General features: G+C 72.2%; 18 protein-coding genes. 9 read left to right on the top strand and 9 right to left on the bottom strand.

Annotation, left to right across the window (positions count from 1 at the left end):
* Nucleotides 1–68: 68 nt before the first annotated feature.
* Nucleotides 69–359, bottom strand: coding sequence for a chorismate mutase (locus OG393_RS11885; protein ID WP_327374639.1), 291 nt, complete (start codon nt 357–359; stop codon nt 69–71).
* 322 nt (nt 360–681) lie between these two features.
* Here OG393_RS11885 and guaA point away from each other — a divergent pair, with 322 nt between their 5' ends.
* The 4 genes from guaA (at nt 682) to OG393_RS11865 (ending at nt 5,194) form a co-directional block, all read left to right on the top strand.
* On the top strand, nt 682–2,283 hold the full coding sequence (gene guaA / locus OG393_RS11880; RefSeq protein ID WP_327374638.1) for a glutamine-hydrolyzing GMP synthase: 1,602 nt from the start codon (nt 682–684) through the stop codon (nt 2,281–2,283).
* 104 nt (nt 2,284–2,387) lie between these two features.
* Nucleotides 2,388–3,176: a class II aldolase/adducin family protein gene (locus OG393_RS11875; protein ID WP_327374637.1), complete on the top strand. Its 789-nt coding sequence runs from the start codon at nt 2,388–2,390 to the stop codon at nt 3,174–3,176.
* A 110-nt stretch (nt 3,177–3,286) separates the two neighbouring features.
* Nucleotides 3,287–4,537 (top strand): hypothetical protein, encoded by a 1,251-nt coding sequence (locus tag OG393_RS11870; RefSeq protein WP_442817293.1) that lies wholly within the window; start codon nt 3,287–3,289, stop codon nt 4,535–4,537.
* Nucleotides 4,538–4,645: 108 nt separating this feature from the next.
* Complete coding sequence (locus OG393_RS11865; RefSeq protein WP_327374636.1) at nt 4,646–5,194, top strand: DoxX family protein; 549 nt, start codon at nt 4,646–4,648, stop codon at nt 5,192–5,194.
* Nucleotides 5,195–5,322: 128 nt separating this feature from the next.
* Here OG393_RS11865 and OG393_RS11860 read toward each other — a convergent pair whose 3' ends face one another.
* Both OG393_RS11860 and OG393_RS11855 read right to left on the bottom strand, forming a co-directional pair.
* Complete coding sequence (locus tag OG393_RS11860) at nt 5,323–5,583, bottom strand: hypothetical protein (protein ID WP_327374635.1); 261 nt, start codon at nt 5,581–5,583, stop codon at nt 5,323–5,325.
* Complete coding sequence (locus OG393_RS11855) at nt 5,570–6,919, bottom strand: PspC domain-containing protein (RefSeq protein ID WP_327374634.1); 1,350 nt, start codon at nt 6,917–6,919, stop codon at nt 5,570–5,572. Before OG393_RS11855 ends, OG393_RS11860 begins: the two co-directional genes overlap by 14 nt.
* 156 nt (nt 6,920–7,075) lie before the next feature.
* Here OG393_RS11855 and OG393_RS11850 point away from each other — a divergent pair, with 156 nt between their 5' ends.
* Both OG393_RS11850 and OG393_RS11845 read left to right on the top strand, forming a co-directional pair.
* Nucleotides 7,076–8,344 carry a PspC domain-containing protein gene (locus tag OG393_RS11850; RefSeq protein WP_327374633.1) on the top strand — a complete coding sequence of 423 codons (1,269 nt, stop codon included), beginning with the start codon at nt 7,076–7,078 and terminating at the stop codon, nt 8,342–8,344.
* Nucleotides 8,341–9,042, top strand: a complete 702-nt coding sequence (locus tag OG393_RS11845; RefSeq protein WP_327374632.1) for a response regulator transcription factor — start codon at nt 8,341–8,343, stop codon at nt 9,040–9,042. The genes OG393_RS11850 and OG393_RS11845 overlap by 4 nt, the downstream gene beginning before the upstream one ends.
* A gap of 173 nt (nt 9,043–9,215) precedes the next feature.
* On the opposite strand, the gene OG393_RS11840 is transcribed toward OG393_RS11845, so the two are convergent.
* The gene (locus OG393_RS11840) at nt 9,216–9,629 is read right to left on the bottom strand and encodes a DUF3291 domain-containing protein (RefSeq protein WP_327374631.1); all 414 of its coding nucleotides are present in this window, start codon (nt 9,627–9,629) and stop codon (nt 9,216–9,218) included.
* A 99-nt stretch (nt 9,630–9,728) separates the two neighbouring features.
* The gene (locus OG393_RS11835) at nt 9,729–10,802 is read right to left on the bottom strand and encodes a C40 family peptidase (protein ID WP_327374630.1); all 1,074 of its coding nucleotides are present in this window, start codon (nt 10,800–10,802) and stop codon (nt 9,729–9,731) included.
* Between the two features lie 346 nt (nt 10,803–11,148).
* Between OG393_RS11835 and OG393_RS11830 the strand changes: the two genes are divergently transcribed.
* Nucleotides 11,149–11,502 carry a hypothetical protein gene (locus tag OG393_RS11830; RefSeq protein WP_327374629.1) on the top strand — a complete coding sequence of 118 codons (354 nt, stop codon included), beginning with the start codon at nt 11,149–11,151 and terminating at the stop codon, nt 11,500–11,502.
* A gap of 228 nt (nt 11,503–11,730) precedes the next feature.
* Here the strand turns inward: OG393_RS11830 and OG393_RS11825 are convergent, their stop codons facing one another.
* Complete coding sequence (locus tag OG393_RS11825) at nt 11,731–12,882, bottom strand: C40 family peptidase (RefSeq protein ID WP_327374628.1); 1,152 nt, start codon at nt 12,880–12,882, stop codon at nt 11,731–11,733.
* A 277-nt stretch (nt 12,883–13,159) separates the two neighbouring features.
* Here OG393_RS11825 and pcrA point away from each other — a divergent pair, with 277 nt between their 5' ends.
* Nucleotides 13,160–15,643, top strand: coding sequence for a DNA helicase PcrA (gene pcrA / locus OG393_RS11820; RefSeq protein ID WP_327374627.1), 2,484 nt, complete (start codon nt 13,160–13,162; stop codon nt 15,641–15,643).
* Between the two features lie 156 nt (nt 15,644–15,799).
* On the opposite strand, the gene OG393_RS11815 is transcribed toward pcrA, so the two are convergent.
* Entirely contained in the window at nt 15,800–17,356 is a 1,557-nt protein-coding gene (locus OG393_RS11815; RefSeq protein WP_327374626.1) for a M23 family metallopeptidase, read from the bottom strand.
* A 320-nt stretch (nt 17,357–17,676) separates the two neighbouring features.
* Complete coding sequence (locus OG393_RS11810; RefSeq protein ID WP_327374625.1) at nt 17,677–18,474, bottom strand: esterase/lipase family protein; 798 nt, start codon at nt 18,472–18,474, stop codon at nt 17,677–17,679.
* 303 nt (nt 18,475–18,777) lie between these two features.
* Here OG393_RS11810 and OG393_RS11805 point away from each other — a divergent pair, with 303 nt between their 5' ends.
* The gene (locus OG393_RS11805) at nt 18,778–19,185 is read left to right on the top strand and encodes a cobalamin B12-binding domain-containing protein (protein ID WP_327374624.1); all 408 of its coding nucleotides are present in this window, start codon (nt 18,778–18,780) and stop codon (nt 19,183–19,185) included.
* Nucleotides 19,186–19,366: 181 nt separating this feature from the next.
* Here the strand turns inward: OG393_RS11805 and OG393_RS11800 are convergent, their stop codons facing one another.
* A complete protein-coding gene (locus tag OG393_RS11800) occupies nt 19,367–21,028 on the bottom strand; it encodes a DUF5691 domain-containing protein (protein WP_327374623.1) in 1,662 nt (553 codons plus the stop codon).
* Between the last annotated feature and the right edge of the window lie 48 nt (nt 21,029–21,076).

The raw sequence follows: 21,076 nt of genomic DNA, 5'->3' as shown, positions 1-21,076 counted from the left end.
AGCGGCGGGGGAGACGGTCACGCGCCGTACGGGTGAGACCGGGCCCGAACGCAGATGCGGAGGCCCACTCAGACGCGGCCCCGGCACAGCTCCAGCACGGTCATCGCGAGCGCCGTGCCCGGCTTGCCCAGGGCGTCCCGGTAGTGGCCGAGCACCTCCATCTCGCGCGTCAGGTTCACACGGCGGCCGCCTGATCCGATCCGGGCCTCCTGGATGACCGCCGAGACGGCCATCCGTTCCTGGATCAGACCGATGATCCGGTCGTCGAGCGTGTCGATCCGCTCGCGGGCGCCGCCGATCAGGGCCGCCGCCTCGTCGGTGCGGGCGCCGGTCTTCTCGGTCTGGGACAGGGTGGTCACGATGGGCTCCTGGTGGTGTCGTCCGGGGAGCCCCGGTGCGGTTCGGCCCGGGAAACGGCAGGCGCCCCGGGCCTTGTCGGCCCGGGGCGCCTGGGAAGTCGCTTGTCAGTTGCTCAAGCAGCACGACCATGGCAGCCGGTGGGCCGGTTGCCATAGGTAAAGACGAACGTCGTGAGCTTGCGCATGGGCACAGTATGGGACCCCTGCCGTGGCGCCCGCCAAACCGGGTTCGGATGGTGAGACGAAAGGCGCTACCGGCGCGCCGGTAGAATCGACAAATAACCCCCCTCGGGGGAACTCCTACCGCCGGAAGGCCGCCGTAGTGTCCTCAGCGACTCCCGCTGCCGCGCCCGACGTCTCCAACCCGGACGTAGTCCTCGTTGTCGACTTCGGCGCCCAGTACGCCCAGCTCATCGCCCGCCGTGTCCGTGAGGCCCGGGTATACAGCGAGATCGTCCCGTCCACCATGCCGGTGGCCGAGATGCTGGCCAAGAACCCCCAGGCGATCATCCTCTCCGGCGGCCCGTCCTCCGTCTACGCGGAAGGCGCCCCGCGCCTGGACCGCGCCCTCTTCGAGGCCGGTGTCCCGGTCTTCGGCATGTGCTACGGCTTCCAGCTGATGGCGACGACCCTCGGCGGCACCGTCGACAACACCGGCGCCCGCGAGTACGGCCGCACCCCGCTGCACGTCTCCAAGTCCGGCTCGACCCTCTTCGAGGGCACCCCGGCCGAGCAGTCGGTGTGGATGTCGCACGGCGATGCCTGCTCCGCCGCCCCCGAGGGCTTCGCCGTCACCGCGTCCACCGACGTCGTGCCGGTCGCGGCCTTCGAGAACGACGAGAAGAAGCTGTACGGCGTCCAGTACCACCCCGAGGTGCTGCACTCGACGCACGGTCAGCAGATCCTGGAGCACTTCCTCTACCGGGGTGCCGGCATCGAGCCGACCTGGACCACCGGCAACGTCATCGACGAGCAGGTCGCCGCCATCCGCGAGCAGGTCGGTGGCAAGCGCGCCATCTGCGGCCTGTCCGGCGGCGTCGACTCCGCCGTGGCCGCCGCGCTCGTCCAGAAGGCCATCGGCTCGCAGCTGACCTGCGTGTACGTCGACCACGGCCTGATGCGCAAGGACGAGACCGAGCAGGTCGAGAAGGACTTCGTCGCCGCCACCGGCGTCCAGCTGAAGGTCGTCGACGCGCAGGAGCGATTCCTCACCGCGCTCGCCGGGGTCTCCGACCCCGAGGAGAAGCGGAAGATCATCGGCCGCGAGTTCATCCGCGTCTTCGAGCAGGCCCAGGCCGAGATCGTCGCCGAGGGTGCCGCCGACGGCGAGGACGTCGCGTTCCTCGTCCAGGGCACGCTCTACCCGGACATCGTCGAGTCCGGCGGGGGCGCCGGCACCGCCAACATCAAGTCGCACCACAACGTGGGCGGCCTCCCCGAGGACCTCGAGTTCGAGCTCGTCGAGCCGCTGCGACAGCTGTTCAAGGACGAGGTTCGGATGGTCGGCCAGGAGCTCGGCCTGCCGGACGAGATCGTCCAGCGCCAGCCGTTCCCCGGTCCCGGCCTCGGCATCCGCATCGTCGGAGAGGTCACCAGGGAACGTCTGGACCTGCTGCGCGAGGCCGACGCCATCGCCCGCGAGGAACTGACCGCCGCCGGTCTCGACCGGGACATCTGGCAGTGCCCGGTGGTCCTGCTCGCCGATGTGCGCTCCGTCGGAGTCCAGGGCGACGGCCGCACCTACGGCCACCCGATCGTCCTGCGCCCCGTCTCCTCCGAGGACGCCATGACTGCGGACTGGACCCGCATGCCGTACGACGTGCTCGCGCGGATCTCGACCCGCATCACCAACGAGGTCGCCGACGTGAACCGCGTGGTGCTCGACGTGACGAGCAAGCCTCCGGGCACCATCGAGTGGGAGTGACCCCTCCCCGACGCCGGTGAAGCCGCCGCCCCGCACGCCGGGGCGGCGGCTTCGTCGTGTGACCTGTCTGGCCACTTGCGGGGCACGGCGTTACCTTCCCGCGCATGAGCGAGATACCGGCCCCCGTACCCGTCGAGCGGCTCCAGTTCGCCCTGCCTCCCGTGCACGAGGGCCCCGAGGAGGAGCGCGCCCACCGCAAGCGGAGGCTCGCGGGCGCACTGCGCCTCTTCGCGGGCTTCGGATACGAGGAGGGCGTCTCGGGGCACATCACCGCGCGCGACCCCGAACTGTCCGACTGTTTCTGGGTGAACCCCTTCGGCGTTCCCTTCGCCGAGCTGACCGCGAGCCGGCTGGTCCTGGTCGACGGCGACGGCAGGGTCGTTGACGGCGGCCATCGCGTCAACCAGGCCGCGTTCGCCGTGCACGCCGGGATCCACCGGTCCAGGCCCGACGTCGTGGCCGTCGCGCACAGCCACGCCGTCTACGGGCGGGCCCTCGCCGCGCTCGGCGAGCCGATCGAACCGATCACGCAGGAAGCCTGCGCCTTCTACCGCGACCAGGCCCTCTACGACGCCTATACCGGTGTCACCCCCGACGCGGAGGAAGCACGTCGGATCGCCACCGCCCTCGGCCCGTACAAGGCGATCGTGCTGCGCAACCACGGACTGCTGACGGTCGGTGGCTCGGTGGACGCGGCGGCCTGGTGGTTCATCGCGATGGAACGCTGCGCCCGGGTGCAGCTCGCCGCCCGGACCGCGGGCAAGGTCGTGCGCATCGGCCATCGTGAGGCGCTCGCCACCCGGGAACACATCGGCACGGACCTGGCCGCCTGGGTCAACTACCAGCCCCTGTGGCGCCGGATCAGCCGCGCGGAGCCCGAACTCCTTTCGTAGGAGAAGCCCTTCCGTCAATGTGATGACATTTCGATCACCCTCCCGCAGAGCGCCCGAAGTGCTCCGGCGGCCCGTCCGGTGCGGCACAATTCCCGTGAATCAACGTCAAGTTGACCGAGAGGGAGGGCACCGTGGCGGTGCAGGAGGCCAGACCGTGCGGTGACCAGGCGCGGTGCGCCGAGGGCGGCCGAGCCGGACACCGGAGCGCGGTCGCCGCCTTCCTCGCCCGGCGCGACGAACTCGCCGCCGGACAGGGGGTGCCCGCCGCCGTCGCCTGCTCACCGGTCGCCTCCCGGCAGTGGATCTCCGACGAACTGGCCCAGTCCGCGCGGACCGTCGCCGGGCACCGGCGCGCGGCGGACGCGGTGGCCTTCCGCCGCGTGCGGCACGTCACCTTCGGCGCTCTGGGGGGCGCCGTCCTCGCCCTGCTGCTCGGTCAGGCGCTCACCGCGACCGGCACCGGATGGACGGGTCCGCGTACCGCCGGCCTCGTCGCGGCACTGCTCCTGGCAGTCCCGCTCACCGCCGCCGCGCACGCCCACCGGGCCCGCGGGGGACTCCTCGCGCCGCTGACCGGCGACGACAACCGGCTCTCCACCTCACGCGCGGTGGCGGCCGGATGGCTGCTTTTCCTCGTCTACGCACTGCTCTTCCTCGCCCTGCGTCCCGTCACGGGTGGCGACGTGACCGGCCCCGGCCTCGCGAGAGGCGTCGGACTGCTGGTCGTGTTCGCCCTGACGGCCGCCGTCGCCGTCGCCGCCCAGGCGCTCGTCCGTGTCAGGATCGTGGGGCGGCGTCTCCAGAAGCTCCGGGCCGTCCGGCCGCGCGCCGCCGACCTCTGGTGCGACGACGACGGCCGGGCCGCCCTCGCCGACGTCCAGTACGTCCTGGTGTCCGCCGCCGGCCTGGTGCTGTGCGGTGTCCGGCTCGGCACCCGACCCGACTGGGTGCCCGGCGCGCCCTGGACGCTCGTCCTCCTCCTCGTCGTCTCGGCAGCCTGGTACCTCGCCGCCAAGTGCGCCGAGGGCGGCCGTCCCACCGTCCTGTCCGTGGTCCGGTCCCGCGAGGCGGGCGACCTGGACGCCCCGATCCGCATCGGCGACGACATCGAGATCCGGGGCCTGGGTTTCGTCCCGCCCGGCGGAGGCGGCCCGGACCCGCTGACCCGGCTGGTCGTACGGATCGGAGCCGTCCACGCCCATGTGCCGCTGGTCCCGGTGCCCGGCGGCTTCTCCAACCCGACCGACACCGCCCTCACCGTCCCGCTCCCGGCCGACGTGGAACCCGGCCCCGTCGAGGTGTGGGTGGTGACGGCCGCCGGGGTGGAGACCAACCGCGTCGCGATCCACGTGGTCGACTGATCAGGGCGCCCGCGTCTGAACCACCGATGCTCTCCCCGCGTATCCACAAGACGGGGGTCCGGGGACAATCGGTCTCGCGGACATTTGGCGCGGAGAGGCAGGCCGACCATGGCACACACCAGAGGCACCAGCTGGGCGAACGACCCGTCGGACGACGAGGGCGGCAGGCCGGCCCGATGGAAGGCGACCGCCTCCCGGTACGCCTTGCTGCCGCTGCGCCTCTTCCTCGGGATCACCTTCGTCTACGCCGGGATCGACAAGCTCACCGACTCCGCCTTCCTCGCCGACTCGGGCACCGGGTCCATCGGCGATCTGATGCGCGGCGTAAGGGACTCCGCCGCCATCCCCGCCCTGGTCGACCTGGCGCTGCACAACCCGGTCGGCTTCGGGTACACCATCGCCCTCGGCGAAGTGGCCGTCGGCATCGGGATGCTGCTGGGGCTCTTCGCCCGGCTGGCCGCCCTCGGCGGGGCGCTGATCTCGCTGAGCCTGTGGCTCACCGTCAGCTGGCAGACCGACCCGTACTACTACGGGAACGACCTTGCCTATCTGATGTCCTGGCTGCCGCTGGTGCTGGCCGGGGCGTCCTCCTGGTCACTGGACGCGCTGATCGCGAACAGGAGGAGGGCCACCGCCTCGCCTGCGGCTTCCCACTGAGCGGGGTCCGCCCGTCCAGCCATTGCCGCCCGCCCGGCGTTTCTCCGGCTTCGGCGGAGTTCGGCCGGGCGTTCCGAGTCCGACCCCGCCCGCCCCTTCCGTGACGCCCTCCGCTCCGGTGACCCGGCCTATCCGACCTCCTGGCCGCCACTGGTGCGTGCCGGGGCCTCGGTGTTCTCGCCCGACGCGTTCCGGGCCGAGCGGCGGCGTATCAGATAGGCGACCCACGTGACGAGGGCGGCGGCGCCCAGACCTCCGCAGAGCACGGGGACCACGGCGTACCAGGGAGTGCCCCAGGCGTCCGCCGCGTCGCCCGCGTAGAGGACGGCGAGCGCGAGCGCGGTCACTCCGGCGATCAGCCGGCCGGGACGGAACTCATGAAGCAGCACGGGTGACCTCCACCTGTCCGAGTCCGACCTCCAGTGAGAGGTCAAGGGTGCCGGCCGGGTCTGTACCCGTCGGCGGGGCGAGTGTCCGGGTCACGTCCCGGTCCGGTGCGATGTCGATGTCGCCCGGCGGCTGCTGGGGCAGCCGGAGATCGCCCAGTCCGACCTTCGCCCGCAGCGTCACCGTCACGTTCTTCGGGACGATCACCTCCAGCTTCCCGGCTCCGACCTCCGCCTCGGTGGTGACCGTCGTGCCCGTGGGGACCGCGAGGCCCGAGAGGTCGAGCGTGCCGGCGCCGGTGCCCAGTTCGTACCGCGGCTGCACGGCGGTGACGGCCGTCGGTCTCCAGGTGGTGCGGGCCCAGTCCGTGGAGATGCTCTCGGGCAGCGCGACCGCCGCCGCGAGCAACGCGGCCGTGACCATGGTGAGGAAGATCGTGCCGAAGCCGGTCCGGCCGACGACGCTGCTGAGCACCAACCCCAGGCCGAAGACCGCCAGCGCGGCGACGAGACCGATCTGGAGGCTCGTGCCCAGCGGATGCGTCTCCCACGACAGGCCCGTCCCGAGACCGCCCGCGAGCAGAGCCAGGAGGAAGACCAGGCCCCCGATCGAGCGCGTCCGTGGGCGGGCCGGTGCCATGGCCGGCCCTTGCCAGGGATCCTCGCTCCGCCGGCCCCACTGGCTGCCGGGCACCGGCACCTCGCCACCGGGGAACTCTCCGTTCTCCGTGACACCGTGCGGACCCCAGAGATAGCCGATGGCGATCCTGCCGGTCGAGCCGTCCTTCACGATCGGGTCCTTCCACCAGGACGGGAACTCCACCAGCGGCGGCGCCTTCGTCTCCGGTGGCGCCTCGGAGGCCGCGGCGGTCGCCGCCGCGTCCCGTCGGCCCTCCACATCGCCGCCGGTCTGACGTCGCTGTCTCGACCAGGCCGCCGCACCGCACACCGCTATCGACAGCATCACCCCGAACGCCAGCGTCCCGCCGTTCCTCAGCATCGACAGGAAGACGCCGCAGCCGGCCAGAGCCATCAGCACGGCCGCGAGGGAGGCGCCGTCGACCCGGCCGGACAGCAGCCTGCGGCCTTCGTTCTCCTCGTCTCCCGCGAGCGGTATCCACAGCCACGCGAAGCCGTAGAAGATCAGGCCGATGCCGCCGGTCACGGACAGCACCCCGATCACGATCCGGAAGATCACCGGGTCGAGGTCGAAATGCCGGCCGAGGCCGCCGCAGACCCCGGCCACGACCTTGTGCCGCTGCGAGCGCCGCAGTGACGCGAGGGACGGGGCCTCCGCAGGCTGAGTGACCTCGTGCGAGGAAGGCGTCGAACTCGTCATGGCTCCATGGTGACGTCCCGTGACGTGCGGCGGCACCGGGAGCGACCCTGGGCCGACCCTGATATTCGGGCGGCGCCGCACCCCGAGGACTTCTCGGGGGCGATCTCAGGGCCGCCCCTGATGTTCCTGCCCGCGCGCACGTGTGACGATCGGTGCATGCCGACCGTCGCCCACGACACCGAAACCGACGAACCGCCCGTGCGCAAGCTCTACCGGAGCGCCGACGGACGGTGGCTCGGTGGTGTCGCGCGCGGCCTCGCGGGACACCTCGGTCTGCCCGTCGTCTGGGTCCGCGCCCTGTTCGCGACGCTCCTCCTCGCGGACGGTCTCGGCGCCCTGCTGTACGCGGTCTTCTGGATCGTCGTCCCGCTCGGAGTCGGCGGCCGATCCGCGCCGCGCCCCGTCTTCGAGACGACCCCCGACGGCCGGCGCCGGCTGCGCAAGCCGGACCGCGGCCAGGTCTTCGCACTGATCGCGCTGGCGATCGGGGCCGCCGTGTTCGTCGGCAACATCGATTTCGGCACGAGGGCCGACCGCTATGTCTGGCCCGCGCTGCTGATCGGGGTCGGCGTCGTACTCGTCTGGCGGCAGGCGGACAACGCCCGCAGAGCCAGCTGGACCGATTCCGGCAGGCGGCGGCGGAACCTCCAGCTCGCCCGCGGTCTCGCGGGCGTCGCCCTCGTCGGGCTGGGGCTGGCCGCCTTCGTGGTGGTGCGCGGGTCGGCCGCCCAGCTCGGCACGGCGTTCACCGCCGCGGTCGCCGTCCTCACCGGCATCGCACTGCTCGCCGGCCCCTGGCTGGTCCGGATGTCGCAGGACCTCTCCGAGGAGCGGACGATGCGCATCCGCGCCCAGGAGCGTGCCGAGGTGGCGGCCCACGTCCACGATTCCGTGCTGCACACCCTCACCCTGATCCAGCGCAACGCGGAGTCCCCCGGAGAGGTGCGCCGTCTCGCCCGCGCCCAGGAGCGGGAGCTGCGTAACTGGCTGTACAGACCGGAGGGGACCGGCAAGGACGAGGGCGAGGAGCCCGAGACGCTCGCCGAGGCCGTCAGGAAGGCCGCCGCCGAGGTGGAGGACAAGCACGGCGTGCCGCTGGAGGTCGTGGTCGTCGGGGACTGCGCCCTCGACGAGAAACTGGGCGCGCAGATGCAGGCCGCGCGTGAGGCGATGGTCAACGCCGCCAAGTACGGTGGCGAGGGAGGGGCGGTACAGGTCTACGCCGAGGTGGAGGGTCGCACGGTCTTCGTCTCCGTCCGGGACCGGGGGCCGGGCTTCGACCTGGACATGGTGCCCGACGACCGGATGGGCGTACGAGAATCGATCATCGGGCGGATGCAGCGCAACGGCGGCTCCGCCCGGCTGCGGTCGGTGCCGGGCGGAGGCACCGAAGTGGAGCTCGAGATGGAGAGGGCGGACGCATGAGTGACGAGACCGGGACGACGGCGCGGGAGGGCACGGGGCGCCGGGTACGGGTCGTGCTCGTAGACGACCACCGGATGTTCCGTACGGGGGTCCAGGCAGAGATCGGCAGGACCGAGGTCACCGGCGTCGAGGTGGTCGGTGAGGCCGCCGACGTCGACCAGGCGGTCGCGGTGATCAACGCGACCCGCCCCGAGGTCGTGCTGCTCGACGTGCACCTGCCGGGAGGGGGCGGAGTCGAGGTGCTGCGCCGCTGCGCGAACCTGATGGTCGCGGCCGAGCGGCCGGTCCGCTTCCTCGCGCTGTCGGTCTCCGACGCGGCCGAGGACGTCATCGGCGTGATCCGTGGCGGTGCCCGCGGATACGTCACCAAGACGATCACCGGGACTGACCTGGTCGACTCGGTCTTCCGTGTCCAGGACGGCGACGCGGTGTTCTCGCCGCGGCTGGCGGGGTTCGTGCTGGACGCCTTCGCCTCGACCGACGCCCCACCGGTGGACGAGGACCTGGACCGGCTCACCCAGCGCGAGCGGGAGGTGCTCCGGCTGATCGCCCGCGGATACGCCTACAAGGAGATCGCGAAGCAGCTCTACATCTCGGTGAAGACGGTCGAGTCGCACGTGTCGGCGGTGCTGCGCAAGCTCCAGTTGTCCAACCGGCACGAACTGACCCGCTGGGCGACCGCCCGCCGCCTGGTCTGAGAGCCTGCCGGGCGCCTCTTGACCATGGCCTGTTGACCGTGGCCCGTTGCCTGTGCCGGCGACCGGGAGGCGGATACGGCCTGATGGCGGTGTTGCCCGGCGCGGCTCCTGATGCGCAGCCAAACGACAGGCTCTGCGCGGGTCGGCGAAGGCCGTACCGCGGCCTTCGCCGCTCAGCGGCCCTGACCAGCCTTCTTGGACGCCTCGACGGCGAGTCGTCGCCGGGCCTCGTCCCAGCCGAGGGGGAGCTGCTCGACCTTCACCTCCCAGAAGGTGAAGGTCGAGTCGCGCATGGTGGATCGGAGATCCCGCATGATCGAGCGGTGTGGCTCGGCGCGGGCGTAGGCGTAGAGCGCGTCCCGGTCCTCCCAGGCCGAGAGCGTGTAGAACGTCCGCTTCAGCGGCTGGGCGATCAGCGAGGCGCCGAGTGCGCCGGGGGCCTTCTTCACCTGGCGCCAGGCGGCGAGGGAGCCGAGGAAGAAGCGGGGCACGTCCTTCAGGCTGCGGACTTCGAAGCGGGAGGCCATCACCTGGGCCCGTGCTCCTGGTCGGGCCTGCTGCGGGACGGTCCAGGGCAGCGTGGGCATCGCGCGATCCTCTCACGATCAGATAGTGGCACTACCCGTAGTAGATAGTGGCGCTATCTGAGCGTCAAGAGGGAAAGGCCACCGCGCCAGGCGGGAGCGTCAGGCCACCCGCGTCGCCCCCGCGAAGGGCATCTCGTCGATCGGGGCGATCCGCACCGGAGCGCCCGGCCGTGGCGCGTGGATCATCTGGCCGCCGCCGATGTACAGCCCGACATGGGTGATGCCCGAGTAGAAGAACACCAGGTCGCCCGGCGTCAGTTCGGATCGGGAGACCCGCCGCCCCGCGTTGATCTGCGTGTACGTGGTGCGGGGCAGCGAGACGCCGGCCGCTCGCCAGGACGCCTGCGTCAGCCCCGAACAGTCGTATGCGGAAGGCCCGGTCGCGCCCCAGACGTACGGCTTGCCGATCTGCGCCCGGGCGAACGCGATGGCTTGCGTGGCACGGGAGCCCGGCGCCGTCACCGGTCCGCGCGGCAGGGAGCCCCGGTCCGCCCGCACCTCGGCCGCGTCGGTACCGGACTGTCCCGTCCGGCCCGCCCCCGCGGCCTCATAGCGTGCCCGCTCCGCCGCGGTGAGCCGGGCCAGCAGTGAACGGGCCTCGCCGAGCTTGCCCTGGACCTCCGCCTTCCGCCGTCGCAGGTCGGCTTCGTGGCCCTGAAGCTCCGTCAGGCGCTCCGTAGACTCGGCGCGCAGCTGGCGGATGCCGGTCAGCTCGCGACGGACGGACGCCACGGCCGCCGCCTGCCGCTCGCCGGCCTTCTCGGCCAGTGCGGCCCGTTCCAGGTACTGGGCGGGGTCGGAGGTCAGCGCGAGCTGTACGGCGGGGTCCAGCCCGCCGGCACGGTACTGCGCGGTGGCGATCGAACCGAGCCCGTTGCGCGCCTCGTTGAGCCGCTCGGTGCGGCGGGCGGCCTCGTCGCGCAACCGGTCGAGCGTGCCGCGCGCCTGGTCCGCCTTCTCCTTCGCGCCGTTGTACTGCTCGGTGGCCGCCTCGGCCTCCTGGTACAGCCGGTCGACCTTGGCCTTCACCTGGGCCGGGGTGAGCGAGGGCTCGGCATGCCCGGAGCCCTCGAAGAGCGTGGCCGTCGCGGCGGAGGCGAGGGCGACCGTGGCCGCGGTCCTGACCGCCTGGCCGCCGAGGGGGAACTGCCGGGGCTTCCGGTGTGCTGCCACGAGGGCGGGTCACATCCTCTCCCTGTGGGGGGCGTTGCCCGTCCGGGCCCGGCGGCGGGCCGCACAGGGGAGACGGCCCACCACCGGATTTCCCGGCGGGGGCGGCCGGCTCCCGCCGGACGGACCGACGGTGGTGGGGAGCCGGCCACCTGGAGCAGGACGCTAAACCTGGGCGTCACGGAGGCGGGTCCAGGTGATCGATATTGACGTCAGTTGGCGCTCCCGGATCGATCGGGGCGGGTGGGATGCCGGGTGGATGCCGCATTGCGGCGCGCGCCTGACCGATGCCCTGGACAAGGTGGACCCGGCCGGAGGCGGATGGTATGGCCCGGTTAGGCTCCGCCCCATGGACGTACTCATCAATGTCTTCGTCGCCCTGCACATCATCGGAATCGCCTCGCTGCTCGGCGGATTCCTGACCCAGACGAAGGCGATGGGCGCCGGTACGGCCCGTTTCGGCCCCGCGATGCTGCACGGCGCGTTGACCATGCTGGTCACCGGTGTCGCACTGGTCGGGCTCAACCAGGCGGACGACCGGCCGGTGGACAACGTGAAGATCGGCGTCAAGCTGGCCGTGCTCCTCGTGATCCTGGCCCTCGTCTACGTGAAGCGGGACGAGGAGAAGGTCGACAAGGGCGTCTTCGCCGCCGTCGGCGGCCTGACCGTCGCGAACATCTTCATCGCGACGCTCTGGACCTGACGGGCGCGCGCCGCGACCCCACGGTTCGCGACCCCACGGTTCCCGCCCGGCGCCCCGCGAAGGGCGGCCCCCCCCGACGGTGAAGGCGCGGGGTACCACGGGCCTCCACGGGGTGCGGTGCCCGGCCGGCCGGTCCCGGCGCACCCACGACGGGTAGGGCGCGGCCGTTCCGGGCCCGGTCGCCGCAGGCCAGTCCGGGCCGCCCGGGGCAGCTCGGAGCCCGCCACGTCAGGCCGGTCGTACGCTCCCGTAGATCGGCATGTAGTAGATCGACTCCTCGCGCACGTTCGTGCCCGGCTTCGGCGCGTGGATCATCCGGCCGCCGCCGATGTACAGGCCGACGTGGCTGATGTCGTCGTAGAAGAAGACGAGGTCGCCGGGGAGCAGGTCCTCCGTGGCGACGCGGGTGCCCACCTCCACCTGGTCCCAGGTCGTCCGGGGCAGGTCGACCCCCGCCGCCTTCCAGGCCGCCTGGGTGAGGCCCGAGCAGTCGTACGAGCTGGGGCCGGTCGCCCCCCACACGTACGGCTTGCCGATCTGGTCCCGGGCGAAGGCGAGGGCCTGCTCCGCCTTGGCGGCGTACCCGGAGCCCGAGTCGCCGGCCGGCGGTGTGCCCGTCGCCGGGCGTTCCGCCTCGGCCGCCTCCGCCTGTCGATGGCGTTCCGCCTCGGCCGCCTCCGCCTTGGCCTTCTCCTCCGCCAGGCGCCGCGCCTCGGCTTCCCGTTCGCGCTCCAGCTCCGCGAGCCGGGCCTTCTCCTCGGCCGTCAGCCGGGCCAGCAGCGTACGCGCCTCTGCCAGCTTGTCCTGCACGGTCTGCTTCTTCGTCCGCAGCGCCGCCTGCGAGTCGGTCAGGCTCTCCAGGCTCCTCGTCGCCTCGGCCCGCTGCTTCGCCGTCGCCGCCCGCTTGCTCTCGTAGTCCTGGACGGCGCCGCGCTGCCGCTCGGAGAGCCGGTCCATGAGGTGGGTCTGGTCGAAGTACGACTGCGGACTGTCCGCGAAGATCAGCGCCGCGGTCGGGCCGACCGCCCCCGTCCGGTACTGCGCCGCCGCGTAGGAGCCGAGGGCGCGGCGCGACTCGTTGATCGCGTCCGTCCGGCGGGCCACGTCGTCCAGGATCCCGTCGACCTTCCGCCGCTGCCGGTCGGTCGCCTCCTTGGTCCTGTTGTACTCCTGCGTCGCGGTACCGGCCTGCCGGTAGAGATCGTCGACCTTCTTCTGGATCTCCTCCACCGTCGGTTTCGAGGGACCGGCGGGGGCGGCCTCCGCACTCTGCGTGGACAGCAGGGTGACGGAGGCGAGGGCCGCGGCCGTCGTGACCCCGACGGCGGGGGAGTGCGAGCGGGTGCTGCGCGGCTTGCGATGGGACGCCAAGACCGGCATCTCCTTCCGTGACCGCCGAGGGGGACGCCCGGCTGCAACCGCCTTGGGGCAGGGCCGGGTTCGGCGTGGGCGGCCCGCTCGGCGCGATTCGCCGCCGGAGGGGACGGGCTGCTTGGGCGAGCACGCTAGCCAACCGCCGGGTCGACTGGGAAGGCCGGTGCTCTATTTGTCCGATACATTTCCGTGACCTGATCCGGACGGTGACCCTCCATGAACCGGCCGTGACTTCGGAAGGCGGGAGCGGGCTGTCGGTGCGGCGGCCTAGACTCGTGAGGCGATGAGCAGCCTTTTCGACGACAGCTTCCTGGCGAGCCTCCGGAACCACTCCCCGGAGGAGCACCCGCCGCCGCCCGAGGACCACGAGCACGGCGGCACCCCGGCCGCGGAGGAGGTTCCGCACGACCTCTTCGGCGAGTGGGGTCTTCCCGGAGCCACGGGGTCCGGGGAGGGCTCCGGCGCGGCCCCGGCCAGGGACGCGTACTACCGCGACGGTGCCCCGCGCCCGGTCGTGGACCCCGCCGCGCTTCTGGAGGGGTTGAACGAGCAGCAGCGCGCCGCCGTCGTCCACACCGACACCCCGCTGCTCATCGTCGCGGGCGCGGGGTCCGGCAAGACCCGGGTGCTGACCCACCGCATCGCCCATCTGCTGGGCAGCCGGCACGTCCACCCCGGCCAGATACTGGCGATCACCTTCACCAACAAGGCCGCCGGCGAGATGAAGGAGCGTGTCGAGCAGCTCGTCGGGCCGCGCGCCAACGCCATGTGGGTCATGACCTTCCACAGCGCGTGCGTCCGCATCCTCCGCCGTGAGTCGAAGAGGCTCGGCTTCACCTCGTCGTTCTCGATCTACGACGCCGCCGACTCCAAGCGTCTGATGGCGCTGGTCTGCCGTGATCTGGACCTCGATCCCAAGAAGTTCCCGCCGAAGTCGTTCAGCGCCAAGATCTCGAACCTCAAGAACGAGCTGATCGACGAGGAGACGTTCGCCGACCAGGCCGCCGACGGCTTCGAGAAGACGCTGGCCGAGGCGTACCGGATGTACCAGGCCCGGTTGCGCGAGGCCAACGCGCTGGACTTCGACGACATCATCATGACGACGGTCCACCTGCTCCAGGCGTTCCCCGACGTCGCCGAGCACTACCGCCGCCGATTCCGCCACGTCCTCGTCGACGAGTACCAGGACACCAACCACGCCCAGTACACACTGGTGCGCGAACTGGTCGGCACCGGCTACGAGGACCTGGGGCCGGCCGAGCTGTGCGTCGTCGGCGACGCGGACCAGTCGATCTACGCCTTCCGCGGGGCGACCATCCGCAACATCCTCCAGTTCGAGGAGGACTACCCGGACGCGACCACGATCCTGCTGGAGCAGAACTACCGTTCCACGCAGACCATTCTCTCGGCCGCCAATGCCGTCATCGAACGCAACGAGAGCCGGCGGCCCAAGAACCTGTGGACGAACGCGGGGGCCGGTGCGCAGATCACCGGCTACGTCGCCGACACCGAACACGACGAGGCGCAGTTCGTCGCCGACGAGATCGACCGGCTCACCGACGCGGGCGAGGCGAAGGCCGGAGACGTGGCCGTCTTCTACCGGACCAACGCCCAGTCCCGCGTCTTCGAGGAGATCTTCATCCGGGTCGGCCTGCCGTACAAGGTCGTCGGCGGCGTGCGCTTCTACGAGCGCAAGGAGGTCCGGGACGTCCTGGCCTACCTGCGGGTCCTCGCCAACCCCGAGGACAACGTCCCGCTCCGCCGCATCCTCAACGTCCCCAAGCGCGGTATCGGCGAGCGTGCGGAGGCGATGATCGACGCCCTTTCGCTGCGTGAGAAGATCACCTTCCCGCAGGCGCTCAAGCGGGTCGACGAGGCGTACGGCATGGCGGCACGCTCCGCGAACGCCGTCAAGCGTTTCAACACCCTCATGGAGGAGCTCCGCACCATCGCGGACTCCGGCGCCGGTCCGGCCGTTGTCCTGGAAGCGGTCCTGGAGCGCACGGGCTACCTCGCCGAGCTGCAGGCGTCCACCGACCCGCAGGACGAGACCCGCATCGAGAACCTCCAGGAACTGGCCTCGGTGGCACTGGAGTTCGAGCAGGAGCGGGGTGACGAGCCCGCGACACTGGCGGAGTTCCTGGAGAAGGTCGCGCTCGTCGCCGACTCCGACCAGATCCCCGACGAGGACGAGGAGGGGTCCGGCGTCATCACACTGATGACCCTGCACACCGCCAAGGGCCTCGAATTCCCGGTGGTCTTCCTGACCGGCATGGAGGACGGCGTCTTCCCGCACATGCGGGCGCTCGGCCAGACCAAGGAGCTGGAGGAGGAGCGGCGCCTCGCGTACGTGGGGATCACCCGCGCCCGCGAGCGGCTGTACCTGACGCGTTCCTCGATGCGCAGCGCCTGGGGCCAGCCGTCCTACAACCCGGCCTCCCGTTTCCTGGAGGAGATCCCGCCGACGTACCTGGAGTGGAAGCGGACCGGCCCCATGGTCAAGCCGGCCGGGCCGACCTCGGGCATCACCTCCTCGCTCTCCTCCTCGCGCTCGCGCTCGGGCCCCTCCGGTTTCGCCACGCGCCGCGCCGGCGACAAGCCGGTGATCGCTCTCCAGCCCGGCGACCGGGTCACGCACGACCAGTTCGGCCTCGGCACGGTCGTGCAGGTGACGGGTGCGGGCTCGGACGCGCAGGCGACGATCGATTTCGGCGACGAGAAGCCGAAGCGCCTCCTGCTGCGGTACGCACCTGTCGAGAAGCTCTGACCTGACGTTCCCGCCCGTAGCGCTTCCCCGGACCGGCCCGTTCCTCGGGCCTCCGGCTCGTGTGCCCGTCCGCCCACGGACACATGGACATGGGGAGGGCCCCGGCCGAAGCCGGGGCCCTCCCCATGTCCATGTGGTGCCGACGCCGGCCGACGCTCAGGTGGTCGGGTCGAGACCGTGGCCGCGCAGCCACGGCAGCGGGTCGATCGGCGTGCCTCCGTTCGGGCGGACCTCGAAGTGGAGGTGCGGGCCCGTGGAGTTGCCGGAGTTGCCGGAGTACGCGATCACGTCACCGGCCTTGACCTTGCCGGAGCGGATCTTGGTGCTGCTGAGGTGGCAGTACCAGGTCTCGGTGCCGTCCGCCGCGGTCACGATCGCCATGTTGCCGTAGGCGCTGTTCCACTGCGTGCGGACCGTGCCGTCGGTCGCGGCCATCACCGGGGTTCCGTACTGGACGGGGAAGTCGATACCGGTGTGCAGGGACATCCAGTTGACGCCGGCCTGTCCGTAGCGGGCGCTGAGCTGGTGCAGTTTCACCGGCAGCAGGAACTTGGGGCGCAGTGCCTCCTTGCGGGCCGCTTCCTCCTCCCGCTTCTTCTTCTCGGCCTCCTCGCGCAGCCGGAGGTCGATGCGCTCCTGTGTGCGGCTGGCGCGGTCGCCGAAGTCGCGCGCGTCGGCGCTGAGCGCCTGGAGCTGGGTGTCCAGCTCGTTGTTCGCGGCGACCGGTTTGACCGAGGACGGATCGGCGGCGGCGAGCGCCATCGTGTCGTCCTTCGTGCCGGGGCTCGCGTCGGCGAGCCCGCCCACGGAGGCCGCGGCGATCCCCGCGACGCCCATGACACAGGCGGACGGGACGGCGACGGTCAGCAGGGCGGAACGCTTCGCGGGCGTACGGCGACGGCCGCGGCTCCCCCCGGACGAACGACGCACGGGCCTGGCGGCGACGGGGGCCTCGACGCGCATTCGGTCGTCCGGTTCCCCGGGCTGCGTCCGATCGTCGTGTTCCACCGCGTCGTCGTACGTGCCGGTGGCGTAGTCGTACGGGTACGCGTCTTGCTCGGCGGCCTCGAAGCGGGCCGTGTGCTCCGCGAGCGGCTCGTCCGTGTGCTGCTCCGGGAACCGCTCATCGGCCTGCGCGTCGTACGCCGTGTCCCCGATGTGCTCGTGGTGCGCGTCTTGTTCGGGGAGATAGGCGGCCGGTTCGGGTGCGTACTCCTGTCCCGGGGCGTACTCACCGGTTGCGGGGACGTACTCGTGGTCGGGTGTGTACTGCTGCGGGACGACCGGCTCGGCGGCCTGGCGCCCGTGTTCCGGCGCCGCCTGGTTCCAGGCCGTGGCGTCGTACGCACCGCTCTCGTAGCCCGGCGTCGTCCACTGGCCGGTGGTGTCGTACGAGGCGAAGGAGGCGGACTGGTACTGGCCGGTCTGCTGCGCCTCGTTCCACGCGGTGGCGTCCCACTGGCCGGTGGTGTCGTAGTGGCCGGTGGTCTCGTACTGTCCCGTGGTGTCGTAGCCCGCGTACTGCGGTGTCACCGGCTGGTCCGCGGGGTAGGTGTCGTACGCGCCGCTGCCCCACTGCGTGGTGTCGTACTGGCCGCTGTGGCCGGCGTCGTATCCGCCCGGGAGGGCGCCGAACAACGGGTCCGTGGCGAAGCCGCCGATGCTGTGGCCGTCGTCTCCGACGTACCCGGCGTGGGGGTGCTGGTCGTTCACCAACTTCTCTCTCGCCTCGGCGGCAGGACCAGTCCGGGTGGGCCCGCTCAGGGGCGTCCCGGGGTGAAGCAGTGGCGCGACTGTACCCGGCGGTATGCGCGGGCGACAATCTTCCGAGGGGTCCGGTCCCGTAGGAAACGGGCAATCGGCCGTGTTTCGGTGGTCCCCAGGGAGAGCCTTGGCCCTGTGTTCGAGAAACGTTCGAAGGATGGTGTGTTCCGGCAACCCGTCAGACGCAGATGCCTCGCGGGCCGGTCGCACACCGGCGGCGGTCCCGCCGGTGTGTCGGGCCCGGTTCCCGGTGTGTCGGGCCCGGGAGGTCAGGCCACGGAGGCCGCCCCGGGCGCGGCGCCTTCCGTCTCGTCCGCGTCCAGGGCCTGCCGAATGCCGGCGACCACGGTCGGATGCACCGGCAGCGCGAGATGGCCGATCCCACTCACCCGGACGTTGTGCACGGTCAGGTCGGAGTGGTCCAGGCGGGCGGTCTCGACCGGGACCATGACCTGGTCGAGGTCGCTCCAGAAGCTCACGAAACGGGTCCGGCAGCCCGGTGCCGGACTGGCCAGCTCCCGGAGCACCTCGGAGCCGGGCCGCATCTGGCGGACCAACGGGTGGGCGCTCGCCAGCGGGGCGACGCCGGTGCCGGCGTGCGGCGTACCGAGCGTGACCAGGGTGCGTACCCGTGTGTCACCGCCCAGACGCTGCACGTAGTAGCGGGCGATCAGTCCCCCCAGACTGTGCCCGACGACGTCGACCTCCCGGTGGCCGGTCCGGTCGCACACCTCCTCCACGTGCCGGCCGAGCAGGTCGGCGGCGGTACGCAGGTCGCACATGAGCGGTGAGTAGTTGAGCGACCCGAGTGTGTGACGGCCGTGCCGGGCGAGGTGGCGACGGAGCAGGACGAAGACCGAGCGGTTGTCGACGAAGCCGTGCAGAAGGACGACGGGACGCCGGGAGCCGGGCGTGGCCAGGGGATCGGACGTCGGCACCGAGGCCCGCTCGGCGACGATGCCCGAGGGGTAGAGGAGGAGGTGACCGGTGAGGATCGCCAGTTCCAGGGCATTGGCCTTCAGGGTGGTGGTGACTTTCGCGAGCCTGGTCAGCCCGGTGAGCTCCATCGGCGGCCTCCCGATACGGTGCGCGGGCGCCGCACGGCGGGCCGGTGCACCGGGCCCCGGGCCGTGCGGCTCACGGCCCGGACGCCAGGCGGCCCTTTGGCGGCTCCCTTGCGCACGACCCGGTCCTGCGGCTGGTGGACCCCGGGAGGGGGCCCGGGAAGGGGGGCGGCGCAGCGCGAACGTGTCCCACCGTGTGATTTCCCCCTCGCTACCCACCGCGAAACGGCCGCTTGCGGGATGCTGGCGATAACGTTCGTTCACCTCCCCGGCACAGACGCGCGGGGGTCGCATGTGGAGGCAGTGATGGGTGTGACCGGTCCGATCCGCGTGGTGGTGGCCAAGCCGGGTCTCGACGGCCACGATCGCGGGGCCAAGGTGATCGCGCGGGCACTGCGCGACGCCGGCATGGAGGTCATCTACACCGGGCTTCACCAGACGCCCGAGCAGATCGTGGACACCGCGATCCAGGAGGACGCCGACGCGATCGGGCTGTCGATCCTCTCGGGCGCCCACAACACGCTGTTCGTCAAGGTCCTGGAGCTGCTGCGGGAGCGCGACGCCGAGGACATCAAGGTCTTCGGCGGTGGCATCATCCCCGAGGCGGACATCCCGCCGCTCAAGGAGAAGGGCGTGGCGGAGATCTTCACGCCCGGCGCGACGACCGCCTCGATCGTCAGCTGGGTGAACGCGAACGTCCGCGTGGCGGCCTGACACCCGACGGGTCCGGCAGGCCCGCCGCCGGCGAGGCGGCGGCAGCCGGTCCGGTCCGTTTCCGTCCGCCTCCGCTCTCTTCTGTCCGTCTCGGCGCGCCGTGCCCCGTGGCTTCGCCGCGAGGACTTCCCGGCGCGTCGGAATCACACGCGCCATGCCGCGTCCACCTTTCGGACGAAGGTCACCCGACAGGCTCGCCGGACGGCCGCCCGGCGAGCTCCGCGTGCATCGAGGCGCGCAACCGCAGCGTCGACAGCAGCCGCCGGAACGCCTCCGACCAGTAGCCGCCCGCACCCGGGGACGCTTCCTCGGGTGCGGCGGGCTGTGCGGCGAGCGATTCCAGCTGCCCGCCCGCCTCGGGTGACAGGCAGCGCTCCGCCAGCCCCATCACTCCGCTGAAGCTCCACGGGTAGCTGCCCGCGTCCCGGGCGATGTCCAGGGCGTCGATCACCGCGGCGCCCAGGGGCTCCGCCCACGGCACCGCGCAGACCCCGAGCAGCTGGAACGCCTCGGACAGTCCGTGGGCCGCCACGAACCCAGCGACCCAGTCGGCCCGCTCCCCGTCCGGCAGGATGGACAGCAGCTTCGCCCGTTCCGCCAGGGACGAGGTGCCCGGCCCGGTCGCGGGCGGGGCCGCCGGCGGCCCCAGCAGTGCCCGGGACCAGGGCACGTCGCGTTGTCGTACGGCCGCCCTGCACCAGGCCGCGTGCAGTTCCCCACGCCAGTCGTCGGCGACCGGCAACGACAGGATCTCCTCCGGCGCCCGCCCCCCGAAACGGGCCGGCCAACAGGACAGCGGCGCCGCCTCGACGAGCTGCCCCAGCCACCAGGACCGCTGCCCCCGGCCGGCCGGGGGAGCCGGTGCCACACCGTCCCGCAGCATGCCCGCGTCACACTCGTGCGGCGCCTCGACGACGATCGCCGCCGCTCCTTCCGTACGGTCGAGACTCACACAGGACGCGGCCCGGCCCGCCATCCGCCCGGCGAGCGCCGACGCGGGCAGCGCGGACAGCAGCTCGGCGGCGGTGGAGCGGACGTTGCGACCGCGGTCGCCCAGGGCCTCCTCCAGGAACTCCTCGTCCGCCCCGGACAGCCCGTCCCGCAGCGAGTCCAGGAACATCAACCGGTCCTCGGCCCGTTCCGTCGTCCACGTCGAGCGCAGCAGCGCCAGCCCGGCGGCGGGGTCCGCGGCCCGCACGGCGGCGAGCAGCGCGATCCGCTCGGCGAACAGCCCCTCCTCCCAGAGGCCCCGGACGGCCTCACCGTCCCCGGCGTCCGGCAGTGTCACCCCCGCCCGGCCCGCGCGCAGCGCGAACTTCCACTCGGGGTTGAGCCCGGCGAGCCACAGCCCGCGCGGTCCGGCGAAGGCGAGCGCCTGCGGTCTCAGGTCGGTGCGGGCGCGGGCGGCGTCGAGGAGGGCGGGCAGGGCGGAGGCGGGCGCCTTGTAGCCGTGCTCGTTGGCGACGGCGAGCCACTGGGGGAGCAGCTCGGCGAGGTCGGGTGTCACCCCGCGCCGCCCCCCGGACGGCGCGGGGGCGGACCGGCCCGCGAGCAGTAGGCCGAGCCGGCGGCGGGCCGGTCCCGGCAGCGGCCGGCGCCCGTCCGCCGGCGCGGGTTCCGGCGAGGCCGCGGCCGGTCCCGGCAGCAGTCCCGCTCTGCGCCGCACGGTGTGCAGCGCTGCGGCGTCCAGCAGGGCGGCCGGCGCGTCGACGACGGCCCCGGAACCGGCCGCCGCGCGGGTGCCGCCTCCGCCCCCGGGGCCGTCCTCGCCCGCCGGTGGCGCCGGGGGTCTGCGATCGGTTCCGAGCAGTGCGGCGGTGACGAGCTCCTCCCAGGCGTCCATCACGGTTCTCCAAGCTCTCGTCGGGTTCGTGGCCGGCTCTCGTCCGGC

This window comes from Streptomyces sp. NBC_01216 (assembly GCF_035994945.1).
Taxonomy (GTDB): Bacteria; Actinomycetota; Actinomycetes; order Streptomycetales; family Streptomycetaceae; genus Streptomyces.
Note: the sequence above shows the minus strand (reverse complement) of the source record. Positions and strands in the feature narration are given on the sequence as shown.